The sequence below is a fragment of the Arthrobacter sp. TmtSoilC51 genome (assembly GCF_055388015.1).
Window position 1 is genome coordinate 3,250,941 of the sequence record NZ_AP035877.1, and the last position, 25,204, is coordinate 3,276,144.

Sequence of the window (25,204 nt, forward strand, 5' to 3'; positions counted from 1 at the left end):
CATATTCGGTGAAGGGGCCGGATCTAAGGCAAGTATTGCTGAGCGCGTTACCGGCGGCGATCGGTGTCGACGACGTCGACCCTGACCTGCTCGCCACCTGCCAAGGCCGCAACCACAGTGCGCAATGCGCGTGCGGTGCGTCCCTGACGGCCGATCACCCGTCCGAGGTCCTCCTGGTGAACACGCACCTCGAGGGATTCCCCGCGGCGGTTGTTCTTGGCACTGACCTTGACATCCTCAGGGCTGTCAACGATCCCACGGACCAGGTGTTCGAGCGCTTCTGCCAGCAACTTACTCAGCCTCGGTGGTCTCTGCTTCAGCCTCGGCCGGAGCTTCGGCTTCGTCCTTCTTGGCCTTCTTGGTGATGGCTTCCGGGATGATGACGGAACCCTTCTCCGGGGCTACGAAGGCTTCCTTCGGAGCTTTGGTCTTCAGGGTGCCTTCCTGGCCCGGCAGGCCCTTGAACTTCTGCCAGTCACCGGTGATCTTGAGGATCGCGGCAACCTGCTCGGTCGGCTGGGCGCCAACGGAAAGCCAGTACTGGGCGCGCTCGGAGGCGACCTCGATGTACGACGGCTCTTCGGTGGGGTGGTACTTACCGATTTCTTCAATGGCGCGGCCATCGCGCTTGGCGCGGGCATCCATGACGACAATGCGGTAGTACGGTGCGCGCATCTTACCGAAGCGCTTAAGGCGAATCTTTACGGCCACTTTTGTGGTCACTCCTGTTTCTGAAACGGGGTTGAACCCGACGTTCTGCACCCGTGGGGCGGGCCATACTTGGGGGTTCCAAAAGGACAAGATTTGGGCACGGAGAGAGGGGCCGCGCCAATCAAGTACCTGACCATTGTGCCAGATGCCGGAAGTAATTACGACTTACGCCACTCCGGGCACTGTTTCTTGATTGTCAGCGCGGTCCGGAACGTACCAAGGGTCAGACGGACCAGACGTAGAGCCCTGAACGTTCCGCCTTTTCAACGTCAGTTGCCAAAGCGGCCAACTGCTGGACGTACTGACGCGATTCATCCGCACCAAAAGGCATGTCCTCCTGCGCAGCCCAGGCCGCGGCGACGTCGTCGAGAACGTTTCCGTCGCCTTCGCTTTCATAGGTAAGAAGTTCGGCAAGCGCCCGCACCATGGCCTCGGGAACGCCGAGGAGGGCATCGCTGGTGACATCAACCAGAGCCAGCTCATAATCGGCACCGGCAGCGTGGACGGCCTGGCCAGCAAGGTCTCCCAGCTGCTCGACCTCAAAGTCGGTGATGCCATCAATCCTGACGGCAGGTCCCGTAACATCGGCGCCCCGGTCCAAGGCAGCGGCCCTCTTGAGTGCTTCATCGTGGGTGGCTACAAAAATTTCGGCAAAGCCCATGGAGAGTACTCTCATTCCTTCGTGCTGACGGGGCGGCGGCAACGGCCCAAAAAGAACGAATACCACCAAAGCCCAGCCTAGTGCAGTCCGGGCCACCGCACTCGAAAGCAGCGCGAGGCAACTTAGCGCACGGCGACGCGCAGCCTGTTGCGCCAGGGGTCTTCAAATTGCAACTCCAGGCCCGTGTGATGGTTGGCCACGGACGCAACTTTCAGCCGGTCAGCCAGTGCGGCGACGTCGTCGCTGGTCGGCACCTCGATCAGGACTTCGCCCAAGCCAAGGGTGTCCCTGCGGGGCCCGGCCCCGCGGCTGTTCCACACGTTCATCGCCATGTGGTGGTGGTATCCGCCGGCGGAAACGAACAACGCCTGCCCATGCCAGCCCGCGGTCCTTTCGAAACCCAGGGTGTCCACGTAAAAATCCTGGGCAGTCTGCACGTCACCTACTTGAAGGTGCACGTGCCCGACGCCGGCAGCGGCTTCCCGCTGGCCAGTCACGGCGGCCTCACTCAAGTGCTGTTGAAGGAAGCGCTGGGGCGGCAGGGCAACATTGTCCATCACCACATTTTTCCCGTCCCACTGCCAGACTTCGCGCGGCTTGTCGTAATAGAGCTCAATCCCATTACCTTCGGGATCAGTGAAATAGAACGCTTCACTCACCAGATGGTCGGCGCTGCCCACAAACGCGCGGGGTTCATATTCGGCGGCCGTGGCGATAGTGGCCGCCAGGGACGGCTGGTCCTGGAAAAGGATGGCCGTATGGAAAAGTCCCGCTTCGCCGCGACCCGGAATCTGCAGTCCGGCGGCGGGTGCGAGGTGAACCACCGGCTTCCCCAGCCGCCCCAGGTAAAGTCCGCCATCCTGCTCGGCAACTACCTCAAGGCCCAGGGCCCTTTGGTAGTAGTCGCTCATGAGCTTCATGTCGCCAACCTTGAGCATGACGGTGCCCATGGTGAGTTCGGCAGGAAGGAGGTCCTGGCTTGATGCTGTGGTCATGTGAAGCTCCCGGTTTATAGGTGGCCGCCCTTCGGCACGTTCTACCTATCTAAATTACTTGAAGCTTCAATTTATTCCTAGCGGACGACGTTTCCTCGCAGGACAACATGATTCAGGCTCCCGACAGTGCCGATCCTCTGGCGAGGATCCTCACGGCAGACCACGACGTCGGCACTGGCACCTTCGCTGATACCCTCAGCTCCCAGCCACTTTCGTGCGCCCCAGCACGCAGCGTCGAGGACAGCGGTTGGCGGCAGGCCGGCGTCGTGCAGTTCCTGCATCTCATCCGCTATACGGCCGTGCTCGATCACGCTGCCGGCATCCGTTCCCGCAAAAATCGTCACGCCGGCTTCAAAAGCCTCCAACACCCGTTCACGGCGTCGTTCCCACAGACGCGTCATGTGGTCGGCGTACCCAGGAAACTTTGGGGCAGCTTGGGCGGCGATCTCCGGAAAAGTCGCAATGTTGACCAACGTAGGAACAATCGGCACGGACTGCTCCACGAGACGGGGAATGTGCCGGGGCAAGAGGCCGGTGGCGTGTTCAATGCAATCAATATCGGCGTCGAGCATGTCGTCAATGGTGTCTTCAGCGAAACAGTGGGCCGTCACCCGGGCACCTTCGTCATGGGCGGCGGCGATGGCATCCCGGACCAGGTCCGCGGGAAAGGAAACTGCAAGGTCACCGGCGTCGCGGTCGATCCAGTCGCCGACGATCTTCACCCACCCGTCTCCGTCACGGGCTTCCTTGCGGACCGTCTCCACAAGCTCGTCCGGCTCGACTTCATGGCCCAAGCCGCGCAAGTACCGGCGGCTGCGTGCGATGTGGCGGCCTGCCCTGATGAGTCGGGGCAGGTCCTGGCGCTGCTGGACCCATCGCGTGTCGCTGGGCGACCCAGCATCGCGGATCAGCAACGTGCCGGCCTTAAGGTCCGCCTGCGCCTGGGCAAGCGTAGTCTGCTCATCTACCGTCCCACCAACGCCAAGTCCAATATGGCAATGGGCGTCAACAAAACCGGGAAGGACCCATCCATCCAGCACGGAATCGGGCGGTGCGGCGGGACGTTGGAAGGTCAGCCTGCCATCGACGGACCACAACCCGTGCCGTTGGTCGTCTCCTGCCACAAGCACAGGTCCGCTGAATTCGATGATGTTCTGCATGGCAAAAAGCCTAGTGGGCCCCGTAGCTTCGGGCTCGACGTTTTCGGATATGACTGGGGTGCAGGCCGCGGGCTGTGGTAGCTTCGTCTACGACCACACGGGGGCCCTTGCAGGGGCTGAGATCGGACTGACGCAGTCTGCGACCGTTGAACCTGTCCGGGTAATGCCGGCGAAGGAAGTGAGTAATCCTTGAGCACCACCGAAACACAGCACAGCCCTGCCCAAAGCCAGGCCAGTACCAGCGAAAATGCGGCGGGAAGCGTCACACAGTCGCTGAAATCCCATTCGCTGGCTTGGCTGGAAGACCCCGCGAATGGCATTCGCGTCCCCGTCACGGAGATCGCGCTTGAACCGTCCCCCAACGGCGAAGCAAACGCTCCGCTGCAGGTGTACCGAACCGCGGGGCCGGGCAGTGATCCCGTAGTGGGCCTGGAGCCCTTCCGGGCCGCATGGATCGAGGGCCGCGGCGACACGGAAGCCTACTCGGGCCGCGAACGGAACCTGCTCGACGACGGCAAGTCGGCTGTCCGCCGCGGCGCAGCGTCGGCAGAGTGGAAGGGCGCTCAGCCGGTGCCCCGCCGCGCCGTCGAGGGCAAGACCGTCACGCAGATGCACTACGCCAAGCAAGGCATCATTACGCCTGAAATGCAGTTCGTGGCGTTGCGTGAGAACTGCGATGTTGAACTCGTCAGGAGTGAAGTCGCCGCAGGCCGGGCCATCATCCCCAACAACATCAACCACCCTGAATCCGAGCCGATGATCATCGGCAAGGCATTCCTGGTCAAGATCAATGCCAACATCGGCAACTCCGCGGTCACGAGCTCCATTGCCGAAGAAGTAGACAAGCTGCAGTGGGCCACGCAATGGGGCGCCGACACCGTCATGGACCTCTCCACCGGAGATGACATCCACACCACCCGTGAGTGGATCATCCGCAACTCCCCGGTGCCCATCGGCACTGTCCCGATCTACCAAGCCCTTGAAAAGGTCAACGGCGAAGCCAACAAGCTCACGTGGGAGATCTTCCGCGACACCGTGATCGAGCAGTGCGAGCAGGGTGTTGACTACATGACCATCCATGCAGGCGTGCTGCTTCGGTATGTGCCGCTGACAGCCAACCGCGTCACCGGCATCGTGTCCCGCGGCGGCTCGATCATGGCGGGTTGGTGCCTGGCGCACCACCAGGAAAACTTCCTCTACACGCACTTCGATGAGCTGTGCGAAATCTTCGCCAAGTACGATGTCGCGTTCTCCCTCGGTGACGGGCTGCGCCCGGGCGCCACGGCGGATGCCAACGATGCTGCCCAGTTCGCCGAGCTGGACACCCTCGCCGAACTGACGCAGCGGGCATGGGAGTTCGACGTCCAGGTGATGGTCGAAGGACCGGGCCACGTACCGTTCCATCTGGTCCGGGAGAACGTGGAGCGCCAACAGGAACTCTGCAAGGGTGCACCGTTCTACACCCTGGGTCCCCTGGTCACCGATGTCGCCCCCGGCTACGACCACATCACTTCAGCCATCGGCGCCACGGAAATCGCCCGCTACGGTACCGCCATGCTCTGCTACGTGACGCCGAAAGAGCACCTCGGACTGCCGAACAAGGACGACGTCAAGACCGGCGTCATCACGTACAAGATCGCGGCGCACGCCGCTGACCTCGCCAAGGGCCACCCTGGAGCGAACGAACGCGACGACGCCCTCTCCAAGGCCCGCTTCGAATTCCGTTGGCGCGACCAGTTCGCACTTTCCCTGGACCCTGTCACTGCAGAGGCATTCCACGACGAAACACTGCCTGCGGAACCGGCGAAGACAGCCCACTTCTGCTCGATGTGCGGACCCAAATTCTGTTCCATGCGCATCAGCCAGGACATCCGCGACGAATACGGATCAGCGGAGTCGCAGGCAGCCATTGCGGAAATGTACAGCGGGATGCGGGAGAAGAGCGAAGAGTTCCTGGCGTCAGGCGGCAAGGTCTACCTGCCGGAGCTGCAGGTTCCCTCCACCCAAGCGGCGGGAGCGTCAGGAAACCTTAACTGACCTCGTCCGGACGACGTCGGCTACAAAGGAGCGGATAATCCGGTCTCCATCAACCGAGTCCTGAGGCCGGTGCCCTCCCGCTGCTACGCGTCGGAGGGCGCCGGTTTCCTGCAGGTACCCGGCAATTTCTTCATACAATGGCTCCCAGCCGCCTGTAAGGACGAGAGTAGGTACGCCAGGGACGATGTGCAGGGGCGCCTCCCACGGGGGCGCCTGAAGCCGGAGGCGACGCGCGGAACGGCGCGCTTCCAGCGTGTCCAGGCCGCTCGCTTCGGCTGAGAATGCGCGCCTGAAGTACTCGCGTTGATAGTCGGCGTCGTTGAGCTGGTCCCGCACCGCAAACAGTGGCTCCATGAGCGAACGATGGTATGCGGTGGCAGGCAGCTCAGCTGTCAAGGACAGACAGGCTGGCTCAACGAGTGTCAGCGAATACACCAGCTCCGGCCGGTCAACCGCTGCGAGCATGGCGGAAATTGCGCCCTGCTCATGCGCCACGATGTGGCCGCCACCTGCATCCTCAAGCGACGCCACCACGATGCCGATGTCAGCAGCGACGTCCGATTTCAAGGGTTCGTCCGTGGGATCAAAGCCGTGCCGGCGGAGGAAAAGCGCGTCATATGACAGAGCCATACCGTGCTGCCTGGGCCATGCCGAGGCGCCAAAACTCCCCAGTCCGTGGACGAAGACTACGCGCTGCTTGTGCATGGATTCACCCTAGTCCAGAGGCCTGACATCCCAGCCAAATGACAGCTGACGCCGTGATGAGCTCCCACAACGCCCGTCAACTGTCAATTGGCTGGGATGGAAATTCGGGTTACTTACCCAGGAATTTCTCGAAGCCCTTGGGGAGGTTCAGCGTGGACGGATCGAAGTCCGCAGCGCCCTGGCCGAACGCCGCTCCGGTAGGAGCCGCCGAGGCCGCGTTGGCCCGCTTGGCCTCGGCGTCGCGCAGTTCCTGGGCCGCCTTCGCGGGGTTACCGGAGCGCGCTTTTTTCTTGGGAGCGTTCTTGCCACCCTTGCGGCCGCCGCCGGGACCACCCATTCCGGGCATGCCCGGCATACCAGGCATGCCACCCTGGGCCATCTTCTTCATCATTTTCTGGGCCTGGGCGAAGCGCTCCAGGAGGCCGTTGACCTCCGAGACGTGCACACCTGAACCCTTTGCGATGCGGGCACGGCGGGAGCCGTTGATGATTTTGGGAGCAACGCGCTCGTGCGGAGTCATGGACCTGACGATCGCCTCGACACGGTCGATTTCGCGTTCGTCGAAGTTCTCCAGTTGCTGGCGGATGTTTTGCGCACCCGGCATCATCATGAGCATCTTCTTCATGGAACCCATGTTGCGGATCTGCTGCATCTGGGCGAGGAAGTCATCCAAGGTGAAGTCTTCCTGGTCGGCGAACTTCTTCGCCATCCGGGCAGCTTCGTCCTTGTCCCAGGCCTTTTCAGCCTGTTCGATCAAGGTGAGGACGTCGCCCATGTCCAGGATGCGCGAAGCCATACGGTCCGGGTGGAAGAGTTCGAAGTCGTCCAGTCCCTCACCGGTCGACGCGAACATGACCGGCTTACCCGTCACGGACGCAACCGAAAGTGCGGCACCACCGCGGGCATCGCCGTCGAGCTTGGACAGCACGATGCCGGTGAAGTTAACGCCGTGGTCGAACGCCATGGCCGTGTTGACGGCATCCTGGCCGATCATGGAGTCGATCACGAAGAGGACTTCGTTGGGGATAATCGCCTGGCGGATCCGGCGTGCCTGGTCCATCATCTCGGCGTCCACACCGAGGCGTCCGGCGGTATCCACGATCACGACGTCGTGCAGCTTCTGGCGCGCTTCTGCCACCCCGGCGCTGGCGACCGCTACCGGGTCACCGGCCGGGTGCTCCAACTCCGAGGTTGCTCCCGGGTGCGGCGCGAAAACAGGGACGCCAGCACGCTGGCCCACAACCTGGAGCTGCGTCACGGCGTTGGGCCGCTGGAGGTCGCAAGCTACGAGGATGGGGCTGTGGCCTTGGGCCTTCAGCCACTTGGCGAGCTTGCCGGCGAGGGTGGTCTTGCCGGCGCCCTGGAGGCCGGCAAGCATGATGATGGTGGGGCCGGTCTTGGCCATGCGGATGCGCCGGGTTTCACCGCCGAGGATCTCCACGAGTTCCTCGTTGACAATCTTGACGATCTGCTGGCTCGGGTTCAGCGCACCCGACACCTCAGCGCCCAGAGCCCGCTCGCGAATGCGCGAGGTGAATTCGCGGACCACCGAAACGGCAACATCCGCGTCCAACAGGGCACGGCGGATCTCCCGGACGGTGGCATCGACATCAGCCTCGGAGAGGCGGCCCTTGCCACGGAGGTTCTTGAAGGTTGCTGTCAACCGGTCAGAGAGTGAATTGAACACGCGCCGTGCACTTCTTTCGATGGTCTGCGATTGGCGGCCAATGCGGCACGCCAGAGTCTTGACTTATTCTTGCCCCAACAAATTTGCCTCAACTACGGGACTCGACTATCTAGGGTACCAAGTCGCACCTGCAAGATGGCATGCTGGCACAGTGACCAGCAAAACAACTGTGAAAACGTTGCTCATCCTCGGCGCATCCGGGGACCTTACGGGCAGGCTGCTCCTCCCTGGACTTGCGGGGCTACTGGCCACCGGCAGGGTGCCAGGATTGCGGCTGGTGGGAGCGGGGTCCGATCCCTGGACGCCGGAGCAATGGCAGGAGAGGGTTAATGGCGCATTTGCGGCTGCCTCAAAGGCAGCCGATGCAAGCGGTCGCAAGGCATTGGCAGCTTCTGCAGAATCCACGGAGTACCACCAAGTGGATGTAACCGCCGATGGTCCCCTGGCAGACCTCCTGGCGCGCTTGGAGGGGCCCATTGCCATCTATTTCGCCTTGCCGCCGCACGTCAGCCAGAAGGCCTGCGAGGTTCTCCGCCGGGAGCAGCTGCCGCCCGGCACCCGGCTGGTGCTGGAAAAACCCTTCGGCTCCGGCGCGGAATCAGCACGCGAACTCAACGAAACACTTGCCACGCTGGTGCCCGAGGACCACATCCACCGCGTGGACCACTTCCTCGGCAAGGCGACAGTCCTGAACATCCTTGGCCTCCGCTTTGCCAACCGGTTCCTCGAACCGGTGTGGAACCGTGAGCACGTAGAAAAGGTGGAAATTGTCTTCGATGAGGACCTCGCCCTCGAAGGACGAGCCCGCTACTACGATGGCGCCGGGGCCCTGCGCGACATGATCCAGAGCCATCTCCTGCACATCATGGCTTTCATTGCCATCGATGCACCGGCAACCATCGAGGAACGCGATCTCCGCGACGCCGTGGCGACGGTCTTGCGCGCGAGCAGCGTCAAGGCGCCTTACAAGGACTCGACGCGGCGGGCCCGCTATACGGCGGGGAGCCTCGGAGATCGGAAGGTGCCCGACTACACCGAAGAGGAAGGCGTCGACCCTTCCCGCAACACCGAGACCCTCGCCGAAGTCCGGGTGAACATCGATAACTGGCGGTGGAAGGGTGTCCCGTTCATCCTCCGTTCCGGAAAAGCCATGGGACAACGCCGGAAGGAGGCCGTCATCACTTTCCGGCCTGTTCCCCACTTGCCCGTGGGCTTCACCGGCGTGGACTCCCCCAATCAACTCCGGATCGGCTTCGGGCCGGACACCCTCGAGCTCCACGTCGATGTGAATGGCCCCGGTAACATTTTCGCTCTGGACCGTGCCACCTTGCTGGCCGAACTCAACGAGCCCGGCATGCTGCCGTACGGTGAAGTGCTCGAGGGCGTGCTCACCGGCGATCCCCTGCTTTCAGTCCGGGGCGACACCGCCGAGGACTGCTGGCGGATCATTGAGCCCGTCCTCCGGGCCTGGGGCCAGGACAGCGTCCCCCTGGATGAGTACGACGCCGGTAGCGCCGGACCGGCGGACTGGCACACCGCCGTCGTGAATTAAGACAGGGGTGAATCGACACACCGGCAACGCAGAAAGCGGGCCGGGTACCTTTGCTGGTACCCGGCCCGCTTTCGTGTCTGGTTTCAGAACCTAGATGGCGGCTGAGCCGCGTTCACCGGTCCGAACTCGAACTGCTTCATAAACATCCACGGTCCAGACCTTGCCGTCCCCGGCGCGTCCTGTGTTGGAGCTGGCGATCAGAACATCAAGAATGTCATCTGCCTGCTCGTCCGTGGCAAGAACCTCGATGCGGATCTTGGGCAGCAGGTCTACGTTGTACTCGGCGCCGCGGTACACCTCGGTGTAGCCGCGCTGCCGGCCGTAGCCACTTGCCGCGCTGACCGTCAAACCCTGGACCCCGTACGCTTCCAGGCCTTCCCGGACTGCTTCAAGCTTTTCCGGGCGGACGATCGCTGTAATGAGCTTCATGCCTGGACACTCTCCTTGCCTTCTGCGGAAGCTTTCTCTTCAGACTTGCCCGTAACGAGGTCGTGCAGCGGCTGGAAGCTTCCGCCGTGGCCACCGACGCCGAACTCGTAGGCAGTCTCGGCGTGCAGGCTGAGGTCGACACCCACGCTCTCCTGCTCGGTGGAGACCCGGAAGCCCATGGTCTTGTGGATGGCGAAGGCAATAATGGCCGTCATGATTGCCGAGAAGGCAATTGCAACGCCGGCTGCTGCGAGCTGTGCCCAGAGCTGGGTAAGACCGCCACCGTAGAAGAGGCCACCGCCAACGCCGTCTGCCGGAAGGGCGATGAAACCAAGCGCCACAGTGCCGATGATGCCGGAGACGAGGTGGACGCCGACGACGTCCAGGGAGTCATCGAAGCCCCAGCGGAATTTCAGGCCGACTGCCAGGGCGGAGGCGACGCCGGCTACAACACCGAGTCCAAGGGCGCCCACCGGGCTGACGTTGGCACAGGCGGGAGTGATGGCGACCAAGCCGGCGACCACGCCGGACGCTGCACCCAGTGAGGTCGGGTGGCCATCGCGGATGCGTTCTGTGACGAGCCAGGCGATCATGGCCGCGGCGGGGGCTGCCAAGGTGTTGATCCAGATCAGGCCAGCCTGTTCAGCAGTGGCTGCTGCACCACCGTTGAAGCCGAACCAACCGAACCAGAGGATGGCTGCACCGAGCATGACGAACGGGATGTTGTGCGGACGGTGGTTCGGGTCCTTGCCGAAGCCGCGGCGGTTACCGATGATGAGGACCAGGACGAGTGCCGCCACACCTGCATTGATGTGCACCACGGTGCCGCCGGCGAAGTCAATGGCCGGACCGAGGGCCTTGCCGATTGCACCTTCAGGGCCGAACAGGCCGCCGCCCCACACCATGTAGGCAAGCGGGCAGTAGACCAGGGTGACCCAAACGGGAACGAAGAGGCTCCAGGCGCCGAACTTGGCGCGGTCTGCGATAGCACCGCTGATGAGGGCTACCGTGATGATAGCGAAGGTGGCGGCATAGCCGACCTTGATCAAGCCATCAGGCGTGGTGATGCCTTCCAGGCCGAAGGTAGCGAACGGATTGCCCACGACCTCCATGAAGCCTTCGCCCGAACTCATCGATGCGCCCCACAGCACCCAGACCACACCCACGATGCCGATGGAGATGAAGCTCATCATCATCATGTTCAGTGCTGCCTTGGCGCGGGTCATGCCGCCGTAGAAGAATGCCAAACCGGGAGTCATGAACAGCACGAGTGCCGCCGCCACCATGACCCATACGTGACCTGCGGTAAGTTCCATGGTGCACGTTCCTCTCTTGCTAGATCTGCGGTTCAACCGCCGTCCTGACGCCGTTTTGCGTCCTGCTTAAGATTTTTGTGCCACCGTGTTTCGCCTGCGCAGGTTTTACATTGCAGGCTCGTTACAACAACCTCCCCAACGTAAATGGTGCATATCCCCGCTGTTACGGATATGTTTCATGCGTCACACTTCCCCGCAAATACACAGAATTGAAGGACCCCCACCGCATGGCTGAGTCGCCCAGATCCGTTGAAGATCCAAGGATCCGGCAGGAGAAGAATCCGCTGCCCCGCGACATTAAGGTGATGTTGGCCGCAGCCTTCCTTATTGCCCTGGGCTTCGGGCTTGTAGCACCCGTCCTCCCGCAATTCGCCACCACCTTCGACGTTGGTGCCACAGCTGCCGCCGTCATTGTCAGCATCTTCGCCTTCATGCGCCTTGTTTTCGCCCCGGCTGGCGGTTCGCTCATCGGACGTTTCGGAGAGCGGAACGTCTACGTCTCCGGCCTACTGATCGTTGCCGTTTCCACAGCTGCATGTGCTTTCGCCCAGAACTATTGGCAGCTGCTGATTTTCCGGGGCCTGGGCGGAGCGGGGTCCGTGATGTTTACAGTCGCTGCCATGGGGCTGCTCATTCGTTTGGCACCACCGGAACGAAGGGGCCGCGTGTCGGGGGCGTACGCGTCAGCTTTTCTGATTGGCAGCGTCCTGGGCCCGGTTGTTGGTGGCCTGCTGGCAGGCTTCGGCCTTCGCGTACCATTCCTTGCCTATGCGGCAGCCTTGCTCCTTGCGGCGCTGGTAGTCCGCACCATGCTTAGCGGCGAGGGTACGGCTGGACAGGATGCCGCCCCCGCTCCACCCATGACCCTGAAGGAAGCGCTGGCGGATTCAGCGTACCGGGCGGCTGTATTTTCCAGCTTCGGTAATGGCTGGGTGACGTTTGGTGTCCGAATGGCCACGATTCCCCTCTTTGCCGTCGCTGCACTTGCGTCCCGGCCGGAGACCGCGGCGTGGGCGCTGGCGGTCTTTGCCGTAGGCAACGCCATTGCCTTGACGTTCTCCGGGCGCCTCGCCGATGCCTGGGGAAGGAAGCCCCTGCTCATTCCAGGCCTTGTCATCACTGGCCTCGCCACCGGTGTCATCGGGTTGACCACTGACCTTCCGGCATTCTTCGCCGCTTCGGCTGTGGCGGGCTTCGGTTCCGGCTTGCTGGGTCCTGCGCAACAGGCCGCCGTCGCTGATGTCATTGGGCGGGGACGCTCCGGCGGCAAGGTGCTGGCGGTCTTCCAGATGGCGGCAGACACCGGGGCCATCATCGGCCCCGTCGTAGCCGGGATCCTCGCCGACCGCTTCGGCTACGGGCTCGCCTTCGCTGTCACCGGCGGAGTTCTGCTGCTCACCGCCGCTGCATGGCTGGTGGCGCGCGAACCCCTTAAAGCCAAAAACTGACTGGCAAGCAGCGATTGCCCTCACCGAGGACCACCGCTGCCAGCCAGCCAGCGTGGAGACTGTTGGATGGACGGGGACTAATTAAGCAGCGCGTCCACAAAGCCCTCGGCTTCAAAGGGTGCGAGGTCGTCAGGGCCTTCCCCGAGACCGATGAGCTTGACGGGCACGCCAAGGGACTTCTGGATGGCGACGACAATGCCGCCCTTGGCTGTGCCGTCCAGCTTGGTCAGCACGATGCCTGTGATGTTGACCACCTCGGCAAAGACCCGTGCCTGGTTGAGGCCGTTCTGACCCGTTGTGGCATCAAGGACCAGCAGGACCTCGTCCACCTCAGCCAACTTCTCGATCACTCGTTTGACCTTGCCGAGCTCGTCCATCAGGCCGGTCTTGTTCTGGAGGCGCCCGGCGGTATCGACCATGACGACGTCGACTTCCTGGTCGATGCCTGCTTTGACGGCTTCGTAGGCAACGGAGGCTGGGTCGGCACCATCGATGTCCGACTTGACCGTGGGAACGCCAACACGCTGACCCCATGTAGCCAGCTGTTCAGCTGCGGCCGCGCGGAAAGTATCGGCCGCACCCAGCAGCACGTCCTTGTCTTCGGCCACCAGCACGCGCGCCAGCTTACCTACCGTCGTCGTCTTGCCCACGCCGTTGACGCCAACAACAAGCACGACGGCGGGTCGGTCGCCCTTGCGCTCCACGTTGAGGGAACGGTCCATGGTGGGATCGACGAGTTTGATGAGTTCTTCACGGAGCATGGCTTTGACATCCTCGGGGCTGCGGGTGCCCAACACCTTGACGCGTTCCCGGAGGGCATCGACCAACTCCATGGTGGGCTCGGTGCCGAGGTCGGCAAGAAGCAGTGTCTCCTCAACCTCGTCCCACACGTTCTCGTCGATTTTGTCCCCGGACAGCAGAGCCAGCAGACCCTTGCCCAGAATGTTGTTCGATTTCACCAAACGGGCGCGGAGGCGGGTCAGGCGGCCTTCCACAGGCGCCGGCGTCTCAACGGCGATGGTCTCCAACCCAGCGGCATCATCCGGAACATCAGCACCTTCAACTCTTCCGTCGAAGGTTGGGGCAGGAGGTGCTGTCACGGCATCCGGCCGATCCTCCACAAGGGTTCCGCTGCCTGCGGCCGATGACTGAACCGGGTCATTGGCGTCCCGGGTTCCGGGGTACTTGGCCCCTGACTTCCGGGCCTTCATCAGTACCGGCACCAGCCCGCCGAGCACGACGAGCGCAGCGAGAATGGACAGAATTATGGGTAGGAAATCGTTCACTCCCCTACCTTCTCATAAAGCTATGCCCCGGCACCGAGCCGCTGGCTGATGACGGTGGACACCCCGTCGCCACGCATTGTGACGCCGTAGAGGGCGTCGGCCACTTCCATAGTGCGCTTCTGGTGTGTGATGACGATCAACTGGCTGGACTCCCGAAGCTCTTCGAAGATCGTGATGAGCCGGCCCAGGTTGGTGTCGTCCAAGGCCGCTTCCACTTCGTCCATGACGTAAAACGGCGACGGCCTGGCTTTGAAGATCGCCACCAGCAGTGCCACTGCGGTGAGTGACCGCTCGCCGCCGGAGAGCAGGGACAACCTCTTGATCTTCTTACCTGCCGGCCTGGCTTCCACCTCGATGCCAGTGGTCAACATGTCGTCCGGATCCGTCAGGACCAGCCTGCCCTCGCCTCCGGGGAAGAGCCGTGCGAAGACGTGGTCAAACTGCGCTGAGGTATCGGCGAAGGCTTCGGTGAAGACCTGCTGGACGCGGTTATCCACCTCTTTGATGATGTCCAGCAAGTCCTTCCGGCTGGACTTGAGATCCTCCAGTTGGGAACTGAGGAACTGGTGACGCTCCTCAAGGGCGGCAAACTCTTCCAGCGCCAGGGGGTTGACTTTGCCCAGTGCCGCCAATTCGCGCTCGGCCTTTTTGAGCCTTTTCTCCTGCTCCGCCCGGTCGAAGGGAATTCCTTCCACGAGCGGTGCACCCGTTTCGTCCACCGGCGCCCGGAGTTCCGCCCACTTGTCCGTGGTTGCGCCAGCTGGCTGTGGGACCGGTTGATCAGGGCCGTAATCTGCAACGAGCTGTTCGGCCGATAGCCCGAGTTCTTCGATGGAACGAGCCTCCAACGCCTCGATTCGAAGACGCTGCTGGGTCCTGGCCATCTCGTCCTTATGCACAGAGTCAGTAAGTTCGGCGAGTTCCTTTGCCAGGGAATCGTTCCCCGAGCGCACCCGGGTCAACTCCTTCTCCAGCTGTTCCCGAACGTGCTCGGCAAGGTCGCGTTCCTGCCCTGCCAGATCCACTGAAATATCGATGAAGTGGAGCGCCTGCTCCACGGCTGACGCAACAGCCGCAGCACGCCGGGCCTGTGCGCGGCGCCGTTGGGCCCGCCGTGCAGCTTCTTCGCGGGCCCGCCGTTCCGTGGCTGCGGCGCGTTCCAGGGCGGCCGCGCGATTACTGATGGCTCCTAGTTGCTCTTCCGCGGTCCGCAGGGCAAGCCGCGCCTCCATTTCCAAGGCGCGGGCCGACCTGGCCTGTAATGCAAGCTCATCCCGCTGATCGGTGGACGGTTCGTCGTCGGGCGCTTCCTGGGCAGCCGCCAGCCGCTCTGCCGCGACTTCCAGGTCCAGCCGGGCTTCTGCGATGTTCGCTTCCGCCCGTGCCAGCGAAGCCTCAAGCCGTTCGCTTTCGCCAACGGCGCTGCGGAGGAGGGAATTCAGATGTCCCAGGCGTTCGGCTACGGCCGCAAGCCTGGCGTCTGATTCGTGCAGTCTTTCCAAGGCGGCATCAGTGCGGTCCTGGGCTTCGGCGCGACGCGCTTCGGCCCCAGCCAGGGCGAACCGTCCCCGTTCCAAGCGTGCCGTAACCTCCTGAAGGCTGGCTACGGCGTCGTCCACTGCTGCCTGGATCTCCAACAGCGAGGGCGCCGTGGCCGAACCGCCCTGGGCGGTCAGCGCAGTAAAAACGTCGCCTGCACGGGTGACCACCTTGAGTCCGGGGTGCTCGCCGATCAGCGTTGCGGCTCCTGCCGGATCATCGACGACGGCGACTCCGGCCAGGAGCGCCAAGGCACCCTGGGCAGCTGGTTCAGTGACCTTGAGGACGTCCACGGCCCATCTGCAGCCAGCCGGGAGTCGCGAGGAGGATGGTGCTTCAGTAGCCCCGGCCACGGCGTCAGCCATGAGCAGCGCGGCCCTGCCGGCGTCGTCCTCTTTCAACAGTTGGATCGCGGCCACGGCGTCAGCAGAGTCCCCCACCACGAGCGCGTCCGATGCAGAGCCCAGTGCCGCCGATATCGCGGCCTCATAACCGGACTCAATGGCCAGCATCCCGGCAAGCGGCCCCAGAATGCCTTGGACATCGCCGGAGAGCAGGCGCTCCGAGCCGTCCTTGCGGTTGAGTCCCAAAAGGAGTGCGTCGCGGCGGGCGGTCAGGGCGTCCCGTTGACGAAGTGCTTCCCGCTCTGCGGATTTCAACTCTTCGATCTCCGTCAGCACGGAGTCCAGGGCCTCATTGGCGTTCTCGTACTCGGCGTCAAGACTCTCTTCGCCGTCTTCAACCCCCGCAACTTGGGATTCGAGTGCGGTGAATTCGCTCTGGGCGTGGCGGCGGCGCTCGTTACCCGCAGCGAGTGATTCCCGGAGCCGACCGCGCTCGGCCTCCGCCGCCTCGGCACGGGAGCGTGCGGCCGCGACCTGGCCCGCGAGCCTGGCCAAACCTTCCCTGCGGTCAGCAGCTGCCCTCAACATGGCCGTCAGCCGTTTGTCCTCGGCGGCGGCGAGCGCCTCCGCAGAATCCTTGGCGACTGTTGTTTCCAGGAGGGCTGCCTGCTTTGCCAGGATGTCGTGTTCCAGGGCGGCCTGTTCCTCACGAACCCTCGCCGCCTGCCGCTCCAGCTGTTCGGGATCTCGGCCGGAGTCCGGCACAGCCTCCGAGGAGCCCAGTAGCCGGCGACGCTCAGCGGCCAGGGACCCCAGCGACCGTAGCCGCTCCCGGCCTGCCGACAGTTGGTACCAATGGTCCCGTGCAGCATTGAGCCGCGGGGTTGCCTCAGCCGCCTGCTGTTCCAAAGCGGCCTGGCGTCGCCGCCCATGGCCCAGTTCTGCCTCAACCACTTGGCGGCGTTCCTTTAGGGCGGCCTCGTCTGCGACGTCTTGCTCGAGGCTAGTCATGAGTTGGACGAGGTCGTCGGCGAGGAGCCGCGCACGGGCGTCCCTGACATCGAACTGGACTGTTTGTGCGCGGCGGGCGATTTCCGCCTGCTTGCCCAAAGGCGTTAATTGACGCCGGATCTCCGCAGTGAGATCGCCAAGCCGGGAAAGATTGGCCTGCATGGCTTCGAGCTTGCGGACGGTTTTTTCCTTGCGGCGGCGGTGCTTCAGGATACCGGCGGCTTCCTCGATGAAGCCGCGGCGGTCTTCGGGCGTCGCGTGCAGTACGCGGTCCAGCTGGCCTTGGCCCACGATCACGTGCATCTCGCGTCCCAGTCCGGAATCGGACAAGAGCTCCTGGATGTCCAGGAGCCGGCAAGGGGCCCCGTTGATGGCGTACTCCGAACCACCCGTCCGGAACAGTGTCCGTGAGATGGTGACTTCGCTGTACTCAATGGGAAGCGCGTTGTCGGCGTTGTCGATGGTCAGTGAAACGTGGGCTCGTCCCAGAGGGGGCCTACCGGACGTGCCGGCAAAGATGACGTCTTCCATCTTTCCCCCGCGGAGGGTCTTTGCGCCCTGCTCCCCCATGACCCACGCCAAGGCATCCACAACGTTGGACTTACCCGAGCCATTCGGACCGACGACTGCGGTGACGCCGGGCTCGAAGTCGAACGTGGTGGCCGACGCAAACGACTTGAATCCGCGGACAGTCAGACTTTTCAAATGCAAGGCGGTTCGGTTCTCCTGGGTGGCCTGTTGACAGCCCTTGCGGGCGGCTGTCTCCCCCTAAATCTACTGCCGTTTGGCCGAAATCCATGGATCTGTAACGGGAAAGCCTTGCGGCAGGGATGCCGCGCCCCTACACTCCTGCCAAGGGTTACTTGGCGGATTCGCTCCGGTGGTCCGGCTTCGACCTGAAGGTCCCTCGGGTAGAGGCTGGATGCGGTCCAGATGTTCGGAACGATCATCCAAGTGCAGAGACCCATATTCCATAACTGAAGATCTTGGTTTGACCCTGGCTGGGGAGCGGCAAGCAGGGACCGTGCGCTAGACGCGGACCCACATTCGCAATTGGCGTACCACTCCAGGAGTTCTGATGACCGGTCCTTCAGCTACCCGACCACAGCGAGTCCTCAAAGGCTTTCTCTTGCCTTTGGTGATTGCCATGGTTGCAGCTCTGCTGCCCCTCACCGCCCCTGTGGCCGTTGCAGCGGGACCGTGCGATCCCGTGGTGAATCCGATCGTTTGTGAAAACTCCAAACCCGGAAGTCCACCTTCAGAGTGGGACATTGCCGGAGCAGGGGATGCCGGGATACAGGGATTTTCCACGGAGATCAGTGTCAACGCCGGGCAGCCAATCAAGTTCAAGATCGATACGAACGCCTCCAACTACACCATTGCCATCTATCGCACAGGTTGGTACGGGGGTAATGGAGCCCGGAAGATCGCCAACGTGACGCCTTCGGTACTGCGGCAGAACCAGCCCCAATGCATCAGCGATCTGACCACCGAACTCTATGACTGCGGCAACTGGGCCGTTTCAGCTACCTGGCAGGTTCCCTCGACAGCGGTCTCGGGAATTTACATAGCTCTCCTAACGCGACCTGACAACGGAGACCAAAGCCACATCACGTTCATTGTGCGAAACGATGGCAACCATTCCGACGTCGTCTTCCAGACCTCCGATACCACATGGCAGGCGTACAACGGTTACGGCGGATCCAACTTCTACCAGGGCGCGGCCAACGGCCGGGCCTACAAACTCAGTTACAACCGTCCCATGGATACGCGTGGCGGGATCGGCGGACGGGACTTCTACTTCGCCAACGAGTATCCGATGGTGCGCTTCCTGGAGCAGAACGGATACGACGTCAGCTACATAAGTGGTCTGGATACCGACCGCAGCGGCGCCCAGTTGCTTAATCACAAGGTCTTCCTGTCAGTGGGCCACGATGAATACTGGTCCGGTCCGCAACGCGCCGCCGTCACGGCGGCCAGGGACGCGGGGGTAAACCTGCAGTTCCTTTCCGGCAATGAGATGTACTGGCGCACGCGTTTCGAGGCCTCGACGGTTGATGGGGGCGCTGGCCGCACTTTGACTTGCTACAAGGAGACGTGGGCCAACAGCAAGAGCGACCCAAGTACCCAATGGACCGGCACGTGGCGTGATCCCCGGTTTGCTTCGCAGAGCAATGGCGCCGGCTTGCCGGAGAACGGGCTAACTGGGACTCTCTATATGTCCAACTACACCGATCTCCCCGTGACCGTCTCCGCTGAGGAAGGGAAGACGAGGCTGTGGCGTAATACTTCCCTGACTTCGCTGCCGGCAGGTTCCTCGGCGGCCTTGGCCCCCCACACCATTGGATATGAGTCCAACGAGGATCTGGACAATGGCTTCCGGCCAGCGGGCCTGATCCAACTGTCCACCACGGTTGGGAACGTTGACCAGTACCTGCAAGACTTCGGCAACACCGTCAAGCCGGGCCGGACGACACATCATCTAACTCTGTATCGTGCCCCGAGCGGCGCCTTGGTGTTCTCTGCCGGCAGCGTCCAATGGACATGGGGCCTTGACCAGGAACACGACGGCGGAGGCGAAGCGGCCGATCCCCGGATGCGCCAGGCCCAAGTCAACCTGCTTGCGGACATGGGTGCCCAACCCGCTACACGGGCAGCGGGCATCGTCGCCGCCACGGCCAGCACGGATCGAACCGGGCCAACTGTCTCCATTACCGCACCGGCCAACGCTGCCACCATTGCCCATGGTGCAAGTGTCACCGTGTCCGGTACAGCCTCAGACAGCGGCGGCGTTGTGGCCGGCGTAGAGGTGTCAACGGACGGTGGCACTACGTGGCACCCGGCCCAAGGCAAGCAAAACTGGACCTACACCTACATCCAGAAAGGCCTCTCAGCGGCCACTGTCCAGGTCCGGGCCATCGATGACAGCGCCAACATTGGTGCCGCTTCGGTCCGAAACCTCACAGTCACGGGCCCTTACAGCGTATTCGGCCAAACTGTCCCCGCCATACAGGATTCCGGCGACGCCGGCTCCTACGAACTGGGACTGCGGTTCTCTCCCACTGTGGATGGTTTCATCACTGGCGTGAGGTTCTACAAGAGCCAGGCCAATACAGGAACGCACATCGGCTCACTCTGGAGCGGTTCGGGCGAGCGCCTCGCCACGGCCACTTTCGCCAACGAAACACCATCCGGTTGGCAGCAGGTCCTCTTCAGCCAGGCCGTACCCGTGGCCGCGGGCCAGACTTACACGGTTTCATACTGGACTCCGAACGGTCACTATGCCAGCAAGGAATTCCAGTGGGCCTATGGCGGTTCCACCGATGCGCCGCTAACAGTTGCCGGCGGCTTCGGCGCCCAGCCGGCAGGCGTCTACAGCGGATCAGGATTCCCGATCGCAAGCCACAACGGCGGCAACTACTTCGTCGACGCCCTTTTCAGCACGGTTGACACCACGCCGATGACGGTTTCCGGACAAACGCCATACCCGTCATCGTCGAGCGTTTCCGTCAATACCAAAGTCAGTGCCGTGTTCTCCAAACCCGTCACTGCATCCAGCGTCCAGCTAACTTTGACGTCGTCCTCCGGCCCGGTGGCCGGCACCACGACATACGATTCCGCAACGCGTCGGGCGACGTTTACGCCGTCGTCTGCTTTGGCTTTCAGCACGCAATACACGGCCACTCTCTCAGGCACGGATTCGATCGGCGGATCTGTAACGGCCGGCGGGACCTGGTCCTTTACGACAGCGGCAACCTTGCCGGTTGCCGGGGATTGCCCGTGCAGCCTCTTCGATGACAGCGTTACGCCGGGAATCGCCGAGATCCGGGACGGAGTTCCGCTAACTCTTGGGGTGCGTTTCTCAAGCATCAGGGCCGGTGAAGTTACCGGCGTCCGGTTCTACAAGTCGGCCGGCAACACCGGCACGCACAACGGTGCCCTGTACACCGCATCCGGTCAGCAGCTGACGACAGTAACCTTCGCCAATGAGAGTGCTTCGGGTTGGCAAACGGCAATGTTCAGCCAGCCTGTCCAGATCGCCGCCAACACGGAATACATTGTGTCCTACACGTCCCTGACCGGCACGTACTCCGCAACCACCAACGGCTTCGGTTCAGGCATGAGTATTGGACCTTTGCGGGCATCCTCGGATGCTGGTGCCTACACCTACAGCGGAGGCTTCCCTGCTTCCCGGTCAACTGCGAGCTACCTGGTTGACGTCATCGCTATGATTCCACCGCCTGCCTTCACGGCAAGCGCACAGTCGCCTTTGCCCGGTGCATCCAGTGTTCCGTTGGACAGCAAGGTCAGTGCCGTACTGTCCGAAGCGGCGACGCCGTCCAGCGTCACGCTTGGAGTGAAGGTAACAGGTGGCGCCGCCGTGGCAGGAACAACGAGCTATGACCAAACAACGCGCCAAGTGACGTTCACCCCCGCCTCGCCCCTCGCCGCTGGTACGTCATTCACGGCCACACTGGCTGCGACATCGTCTACCTCCGGGCAGTCGTTGACTGGAGGAACCTGGACCTTCACCACAGTTCCAGCCCCGCGCACACCGGGGGCCTGCCCTTGCACGCTGTACCAGGACTCCGTCACGCCGACCACTGCAGAGGTTGATGATGGTGCCCCGCTGACGTTGGGCGTCCGCTTCTCCAGCGACACCGCAGGCCAGGTTACAGGCGTCCGCTTCTACAAGTCTGCTGGAAACACCGGCACCCACACGGGTTGGCTTTACTCCGGCAGCGGGCAGCTCCTGGCATCGGTCACATTCACCAACGAGTCGAGTATGGGCTGGCAAACAGCGAGTTTCAGCCAGCCAGTGAATATTGCTGCTGATACTGAATACGTTGTTGCCTACAAGACTCCGACTGGCAAATACTCTTACACTGCGGGCGGTTTCGGTGAGGGTCTGACCAGCGGACCCCTGCGAACCACATCAGATGCAGGTGCCTACTCCTACAGCAGCGATTTCCCGAACGTACCGTCCACGGCGAGTTACCTTGTTGACTTGGTGCTCACGGTGCCGGAGCCTCCTCTGACGGTTACGGCGCAAGTACCGTCACCGGGCGCCACCGGCATTCCCACCGACGTAAAACCCTCCATAACGCTGTCCTCGGCTATCCGGGCGGGAGCATCGATGACGGTGACTGCCAATGGCGCATCTGTGGCCGGCAGCACCGCGTTGTCAACCGATGGCCGGACCGTGACGTTCACGCCGGCAACGGCCCTGCCGAACAGCACGGCGGTGTCCGTCAGTGTGACGAACGTGGTCTCGCAACAGGGGCAAACCCTGCCGACTACCAGTTGGCAGTTCACTACAGCCAGCCCCACCGTGCAACAGTCCACGATCTTTGGGGCGCTTCAACCGCAAGTGGCCTCGGCTTCGGAGACGAAGGCCGTGGAACTGGGGACCGCGTTCAGCGTTTCCCAGGCAGGCAATGTGACAGGCATCCGTTTCTACAAAGGGACCGGGAACACCGGGACCCATGTTGGGTCGCTGTGGAACGCGGCCGGCACACGCCTTGCACAAGTGACATTCGTCAACGAGACAGCGACCGGATGGCAAACAGCCTCACTGTCCACACCAGTGGCACTGGTGACGGGCCAGACCTACGTTGTCTCCTACCGGGCGCCCAATGGCCGATATTCCTACACCACCGGCTTCTTCAACCAGACATGGACCAGTGGCGTCTTCACCGCTTCGGGACCCAACAACGGTCTGTACCGGTATGGTGCCTCTGGAACAATGCCCGCCAATTCCTGGAACGCTACAAATTACTTTGTGGACGTGGTGTACGCCACCACTGCCCCTCCAGCCTAAGCCCAGGCGAGTGGCCTGCTGAGGTTCTGCTGATGCGCTAACCTCACCTCCGTACTGCTGGCGTCCGGCCCCCTGAACTCCAGGGCCGGATGTCAGCATTTAAGCATCAACCCCAGCGCCCTTACCGTTCACCAGCTTCATTCAGCGGACTACGCTTGGCGACCACGCATGGGGAATAAACAGGCTGGGTTGGGACGCCGGATCCGTTCCCAGCTTCCAGACGTTGCTGTCGCCGGGGATGTTTTCATCGGCCAATCCGTAAAGCACGTTGTGGTTGTCCAGCCACTCGATTTGGTCATCCACGCTTCGCTTTTCCGAAAGGACAGTTTCCCGTCCCGTAGCCAAGTCAAGCAGTGCGACTTTCCAGTGCGCAGTCAACGGCCCGGCGTCGTTCTTCTTATAGGCAATCCGTGTGCCATCCGGCGAGATGGACGGGCACTCGACATTGTCGTGGACCGCAGTCAGTGTCTTGGCCGACAAACTGCCGCGAACAAGCCATATACGCCCGGCGGAAGCCGCAGTGGCGTAGAAGACGTCGCTTTGCCCGGGCGCAAAGGTGACGCCCCAAATGTTTCTGTCTGTGGCCTGCAAGCGCTCCCCATTGACTATCAGGGCGAAGTCCTCCAGGTTTCCCGAACCAGACGAACCAGGCGCAGTGAAGTTGATTTCGGTAGCGGTGGAGAACCCTGCAGTCGCATATGAATGGCCCGTGACGAACACGGTGGTTGCAATCATGGACCCGTCCGCACTGATCCGGGTCCGGCTCGGTATCCCCGGCACCGGCCATGCACGCTGCTGCTGCCAGTCACGGTCCAGGACGGCGGCTTCGAAAGCGGTCACGAGGCCACGGTTCGTCTTGAGGCAAATTACCGTGGATCCTGTGCCGTAGACCCTGTCACAGGCCTGCTCGCTCACGGCACGCGTGCCATCAGGAGAGGACAACGCGACAGTCGCGGCGTTGCCATACCCCTGTCCGCCTGCCGTGTTCCGAAAAAGCACGAAGGGAACGGCCGGCAACGGTTGGCCTGCAGTGACCCCTACGGAAGGCGCGGCCGTACGGCTCTGCTCAAACCGCTGATACGCCCCAACTGCATAAATCCCCGCCGCAGCAAGCACCACCGCCGTTACCGCAAGGAGGATGCCCCAGCGCAGCCTCCCACCGGTGAAGGTAGTGCTCATTCGCTGCCCAGCTTTGGCCTGGCCCCGGGAAGGATGAAGATGACGGCAACCACAGCACTGGCCAACATCGCGCCCGCAACAACCATGGCTGTGGAAGCACCAACGGCGTACCACAGCACGCCGAATCCAGCGGAAGCGGTCATCCTGCTCAACGCAACCACAGTCTGCGCGGAGGCGATTCCCGTGGCAAGCTTCCCCGGAGGTGTCAGTTGGCTGGCCAACGCCGCCAGCACTCCGTCAGTGGCTGCATAGAACCCACCCAGAAGGACCAGGCAGCCCACAGTGCTCAAAAGGCCACCGAAAGGCGCCGCAGCCAGGAAGTAACAAGCCAGCAGCGCGATGTGACCGCCCACGAAGACCGGCACCTTGCCCACCCGGTCAGCCAGCCGTCCCAACGGAACCGCAAAGGCCAGGAACACCACATTGGTGCCGACGAAAAGCAACGGAAACCACTGCACCGCGAAGGAATCCCGGTTCTGCAGCACGAGGTAAACGAAACCATCGCCGATGGTCAGCAATCCAAGGAGCCCCGCAGAAACCAGCAACTTGCCCAGGCCCGGCTCCCGCAGATGGCTCCACGAGAACGCAAAGAGCCTGTGGCGTTGCGTCCGGGAGCCGGCGGTTTGTTCGGTGTCGCTCTTGGCTTCGATCCCTTGGAGCCCATCCGCCCGGAGGTCCGGCACCACCAATCCGAGCACTGCAACGCCGATGACGGCAAAGGCCAGCGACACCACAAACACGGTGCTGAAGCCATTGGGAATCATGAGCAGCACAAGGAAAGCAATCATCGGCCCCGCCGCCGCACCGATGTTGTCCAACATCCTGTGCACGCCAAAGGAACGGGCCAGATGTTCCGGTTGCGCTGAAACAGTGATGAGCGCATCACGTGGAGCCGTCCGAATGCCTTTGCCAATCCTGTCACCGGTCACAATGGCAGCTACCGCCCAGAACCCTCCTGCGAACAGGAACCCTATCCGGGCGAGCATGGACAGCCCATAGCCAGCCAACGCGATCCGTTTCGGGTGGCCGCTGCGGTCCGCGGCCCAGCCAGCGGCAATCCTCACAATGGCGCTTGCGCCTTGGTTAATGCCGTCGATGAATCCGAAGGCGATGGTCGAAAGGCCCAGGAATCCTGTCACATACAGCGGAAGGATCGCCGTCACGGATTCGGATGACACATCCGTCACCATACTGACAACGCCCAGCCACAGGATGACGGGAGACAAACGAAACGGCACCTCGCTGGATAGTGCCGTCGTGGCTCCCCGGGGCTTTTCCCGTTTGCCACCGCTACGATCCGAAAGTGAGATGTACATACGTGCC

17 protein-coding genes and 1 riboswitch are annotated in these 25,204 nt (G+C 62.5%); of the genes, 4 read left to right on the top strand and 13 right to left on the bottom strand.

Translation table 11 applies throughout. From position 1 onward, the window contains the following. Positions 1 to 47: 47 nt before the first annotated feature. From ACZ5G6_RS14855 to ACZ5G6_RS14875, 5 genes are all read right to left on the bottom strand, one after another. Positions 48 to 290, bottom strand: coding sequence for an RNA-binding protein (locus ACZ5G6_RS14855; RefSeq protein WP_011775119.1), 243 nt, complete (start codon positions 288 to 290; stop codon positions 48 to 50). A gap of 1 nt (position 291) precedes the next feature. Beyond that, positions 292 to 711, bottom strand: a complete 420-nt coding sequence (rpsP, locus tag ACZ5G6_RS14860; RefSeq protein WP_017199647.1) for a 30S ribosomal protein S16 — start codon at positions 709 to 711, stop codon at positions 292 to 294. A gap of 223 nt (positions 712 to 934) precedes the next feature. Further along, positions 935 to 1,387 carry a hypothetical protein gene (locus ACZ5G6_RS14865; RefSeq protein ID WP_498686224.1) on the bottom strand — a complete coding sequence of 151 codons (453 nt, stop codon included), beginning with the start codon at positions 1,385 to 1,387 and terminating at the stop codon, positions 935 to 937. Positions 1,388 to 1,494: 107 nt separating this feature from the next. Then, positions 1,495 to 2,367: a VOC family protein gene (locus ACZ5G6_RS14870; protein ID WP_223933255.1), complete on the bottom strand. Its 873-nt coding sequence runs from the start codon at positions 2,365 to 2,367 to the stop codon at positions 1,495 to 1,497. A 77-nt stretch (positions 2,368 to 2,444) separates the two neighbouring features. Further along, on the bottom strand, positions 2,445 to 3,527 hold the full coding sequence (locus ACZ5G6_RS14875) for an amidohydrolase family protein (protein ID WP_498686227.1): 1,083 nt from the start codon (positions 3,525 to 3,527) through the stop codon (positions 2,445 to 2,447). A gap of 87 nt (positions 3,528 to 3,614) precedes the next feature. After that, positions 3,615 to 3,722: riboswitch (TPP riboswitch) on the top strand. Between ACZ5G6_RS14875 and thiC the strand changes: the two genes are divergently transcribed. Beyond that, positions 3,717 to 5,564: a phosphomethylpyrimidine synthase ThiC gene (gene thiC, locus ACZ5G6_RS14880; RefSeq protein ID WP_498686229.1), complete on the top strand. Its 1,848-nt coding sequence runs from the start codon at positions 3,717 to 3,719 to the stop codon at positions 5,562 to 5,564. It overlaps the preceding riboswitch by 6 nt. Here thiC and ACZ5G6_RS14885 read toward each other — a convergent pair. Together ACZ5G6_RS14885 and ffh are read right to left on the bottom strand one after the other, a co-directional pair. Continuing rightward, entirely contained in the window at positions 5,547 to 6,269 is a 723-nt protein-coding gene (locus ACZ5G6_RS14885) for an alpha/beta fold hydrolase (protein WP_498686232.1), read from the bottom strand. The two genes, thiC and ACZ5G6_RS14885, sit on opposite strands and share 18 nt — an antisense overlap. Before the next feature lie 109 nt (positions 6,270 to 6,378). Then, on the bottom strand, positions 6,379 to 7,956 hold the full coding sequence (ffh, locus tag ACZ5G6_RS14890) for a signal recognition particle protein (protein ID WP_223933261.1): 1,578 nt from the start codon (positions 7,954 to 7,956) through the stop codon (positions 6,379 to 6,381). A 151-nt stretch (positions 7,957 to 8,107) separates the two neighbouring features. Here ffh and ACZ5G6_RS14895 point away from each other — a divergent pair, with 151 nt between their 5' ends. Next, positions 8,108 to 9,508: a glucose-6-phosphate dehydrogenase gene (locus ACZ5G6_RS14895; protein ID WP_498686236.1), complete on the top strand. Its 1,401-nt coding sequence runs from the start codon at positions 8,108 to 8,110 to the stop codon at positions 9,506 to 9,508. A 90-nt stretch (positions 9,509 to 9,598) separates the two neighbouring features. Here ACZ5G6_RS14895 and ACZ5G6_RS14900 read toward each other — a convergent pair whose 3' ends face one another. Further along, positions 9,599 to 9,937, bottom strand: a complete 339-nt coding sequence (locus tag ACZ5G6_RS14900) for a P-II family nitrogen regulator (protein ID WP_223933265.1) — start codon at positions 9,935 to 9,937, stop codon at positions 9,599 to 9,601. Continuing rightward, positions 9,934 to 11,253, bottom strand: coding sequence for an ammonium transporter (locus ACZ5G6_RS14905; RefSeq protein WP_223933267.1), 1,320 nt, complete (start codon positions 11,251 to 11,253; stop codon positions 9,934 to 9,936). Before ACZ5G6_RS14905 ends, ACZ5G6_RS14900 begins: the two co-directional genes overlap by 4 nt. 227 nt (positions 11,254 to 11,480) lie before the next feature. Between ACZ5G6_RS14905 and ACZ5G6_RS14910 the strand changes: the two genes are divergently transcribed. After that, positions 11,481 to 12,701: an MFS transporter gene (locus ACZ5G6_RS14910; RefSeq protein ID WP_498686241.1), complete on the top strand. Its 1,221-nt coding sequence runs from the start codon at positions 11,481 to 11,483 to the stop codon at positions 12,699 to 12,701. 77 nt (positions 12,702 to 12,778) lie between these two features. Here the strand turns inward: ACZ5G6_RS14910 and ftsY are convergent, their stop codons facing one another. Next, positions 12,779 to 13,987, bottom strand: a complete 1,209-nt coding sequence (gene ftsY, locus ACZ5G6_RS14915; protein ID WP_498686242.1) for a signal recognition particle-docking protein FtsY — start codon at positions 13,985 to 13,987, stop codon at positions 12,779 to 12,781. A gap of 20 nt (positions 13,988 to 14,007) precedes the next feature. Then, entirely contained in the window at positions 14,008 to 17,592 is a 3,585-nt protein-coding gene (gene smc, locus ACZ5G6_RS14920) for a chromosome segregation protein SMC (protein WP_498686244.1), read from the bottom strand. 367 nt (positions 17,593 to 17,959) lie between these two features. Between smc and ACZ5G6_RS14925 the strand changes: the two genes are divergently transcribed. Further along, the gene (locus tag ACZ5G6_RS14925; protein ID WP_498686246.1) at positions 17,960 to 22,702 is read left to right on the top strand and encodes a DUF4082 domain-containing protein; all 4,743 of its coding nucleotides are present in this window, start codon (positions 17,960 to 17,962) and stop codon (positions 22,700 to 22,702) included. Between the two features lie 141 nt (positions 22,703 to 22,843). Here ACZ5G6_RS14925 and ACZ5G6_RS14930 read toward each other — a convergent pair whose 3' ends face one another. Further along, a complete protein-coding gene (locus ACZ5G6_RS14930; RefSeq protein WP_498686247.1) occupies positions 22,844 to 23,881 on the bottom strand; it encodes a TolB family protein in 1,038 nt (345 codons plus the stop codon). Continuing rightward, a complete protein-coding gene (locus tag ACZ5G6_RS14935) occupies positions 23,878 to 25,197 on the bottom strand; it encodes an MFS transporter (protein ID WP_498686252.1) in 1,320 nt (439 codons plus the stop codon). Before ACZ5G6_RS14935 ends, ACZ5G6_RS14930 begins: the two co-directional genes overlap by 4 nt. Positions 25,198 to 25,204 lie beyond the last annotated feature (7 nt).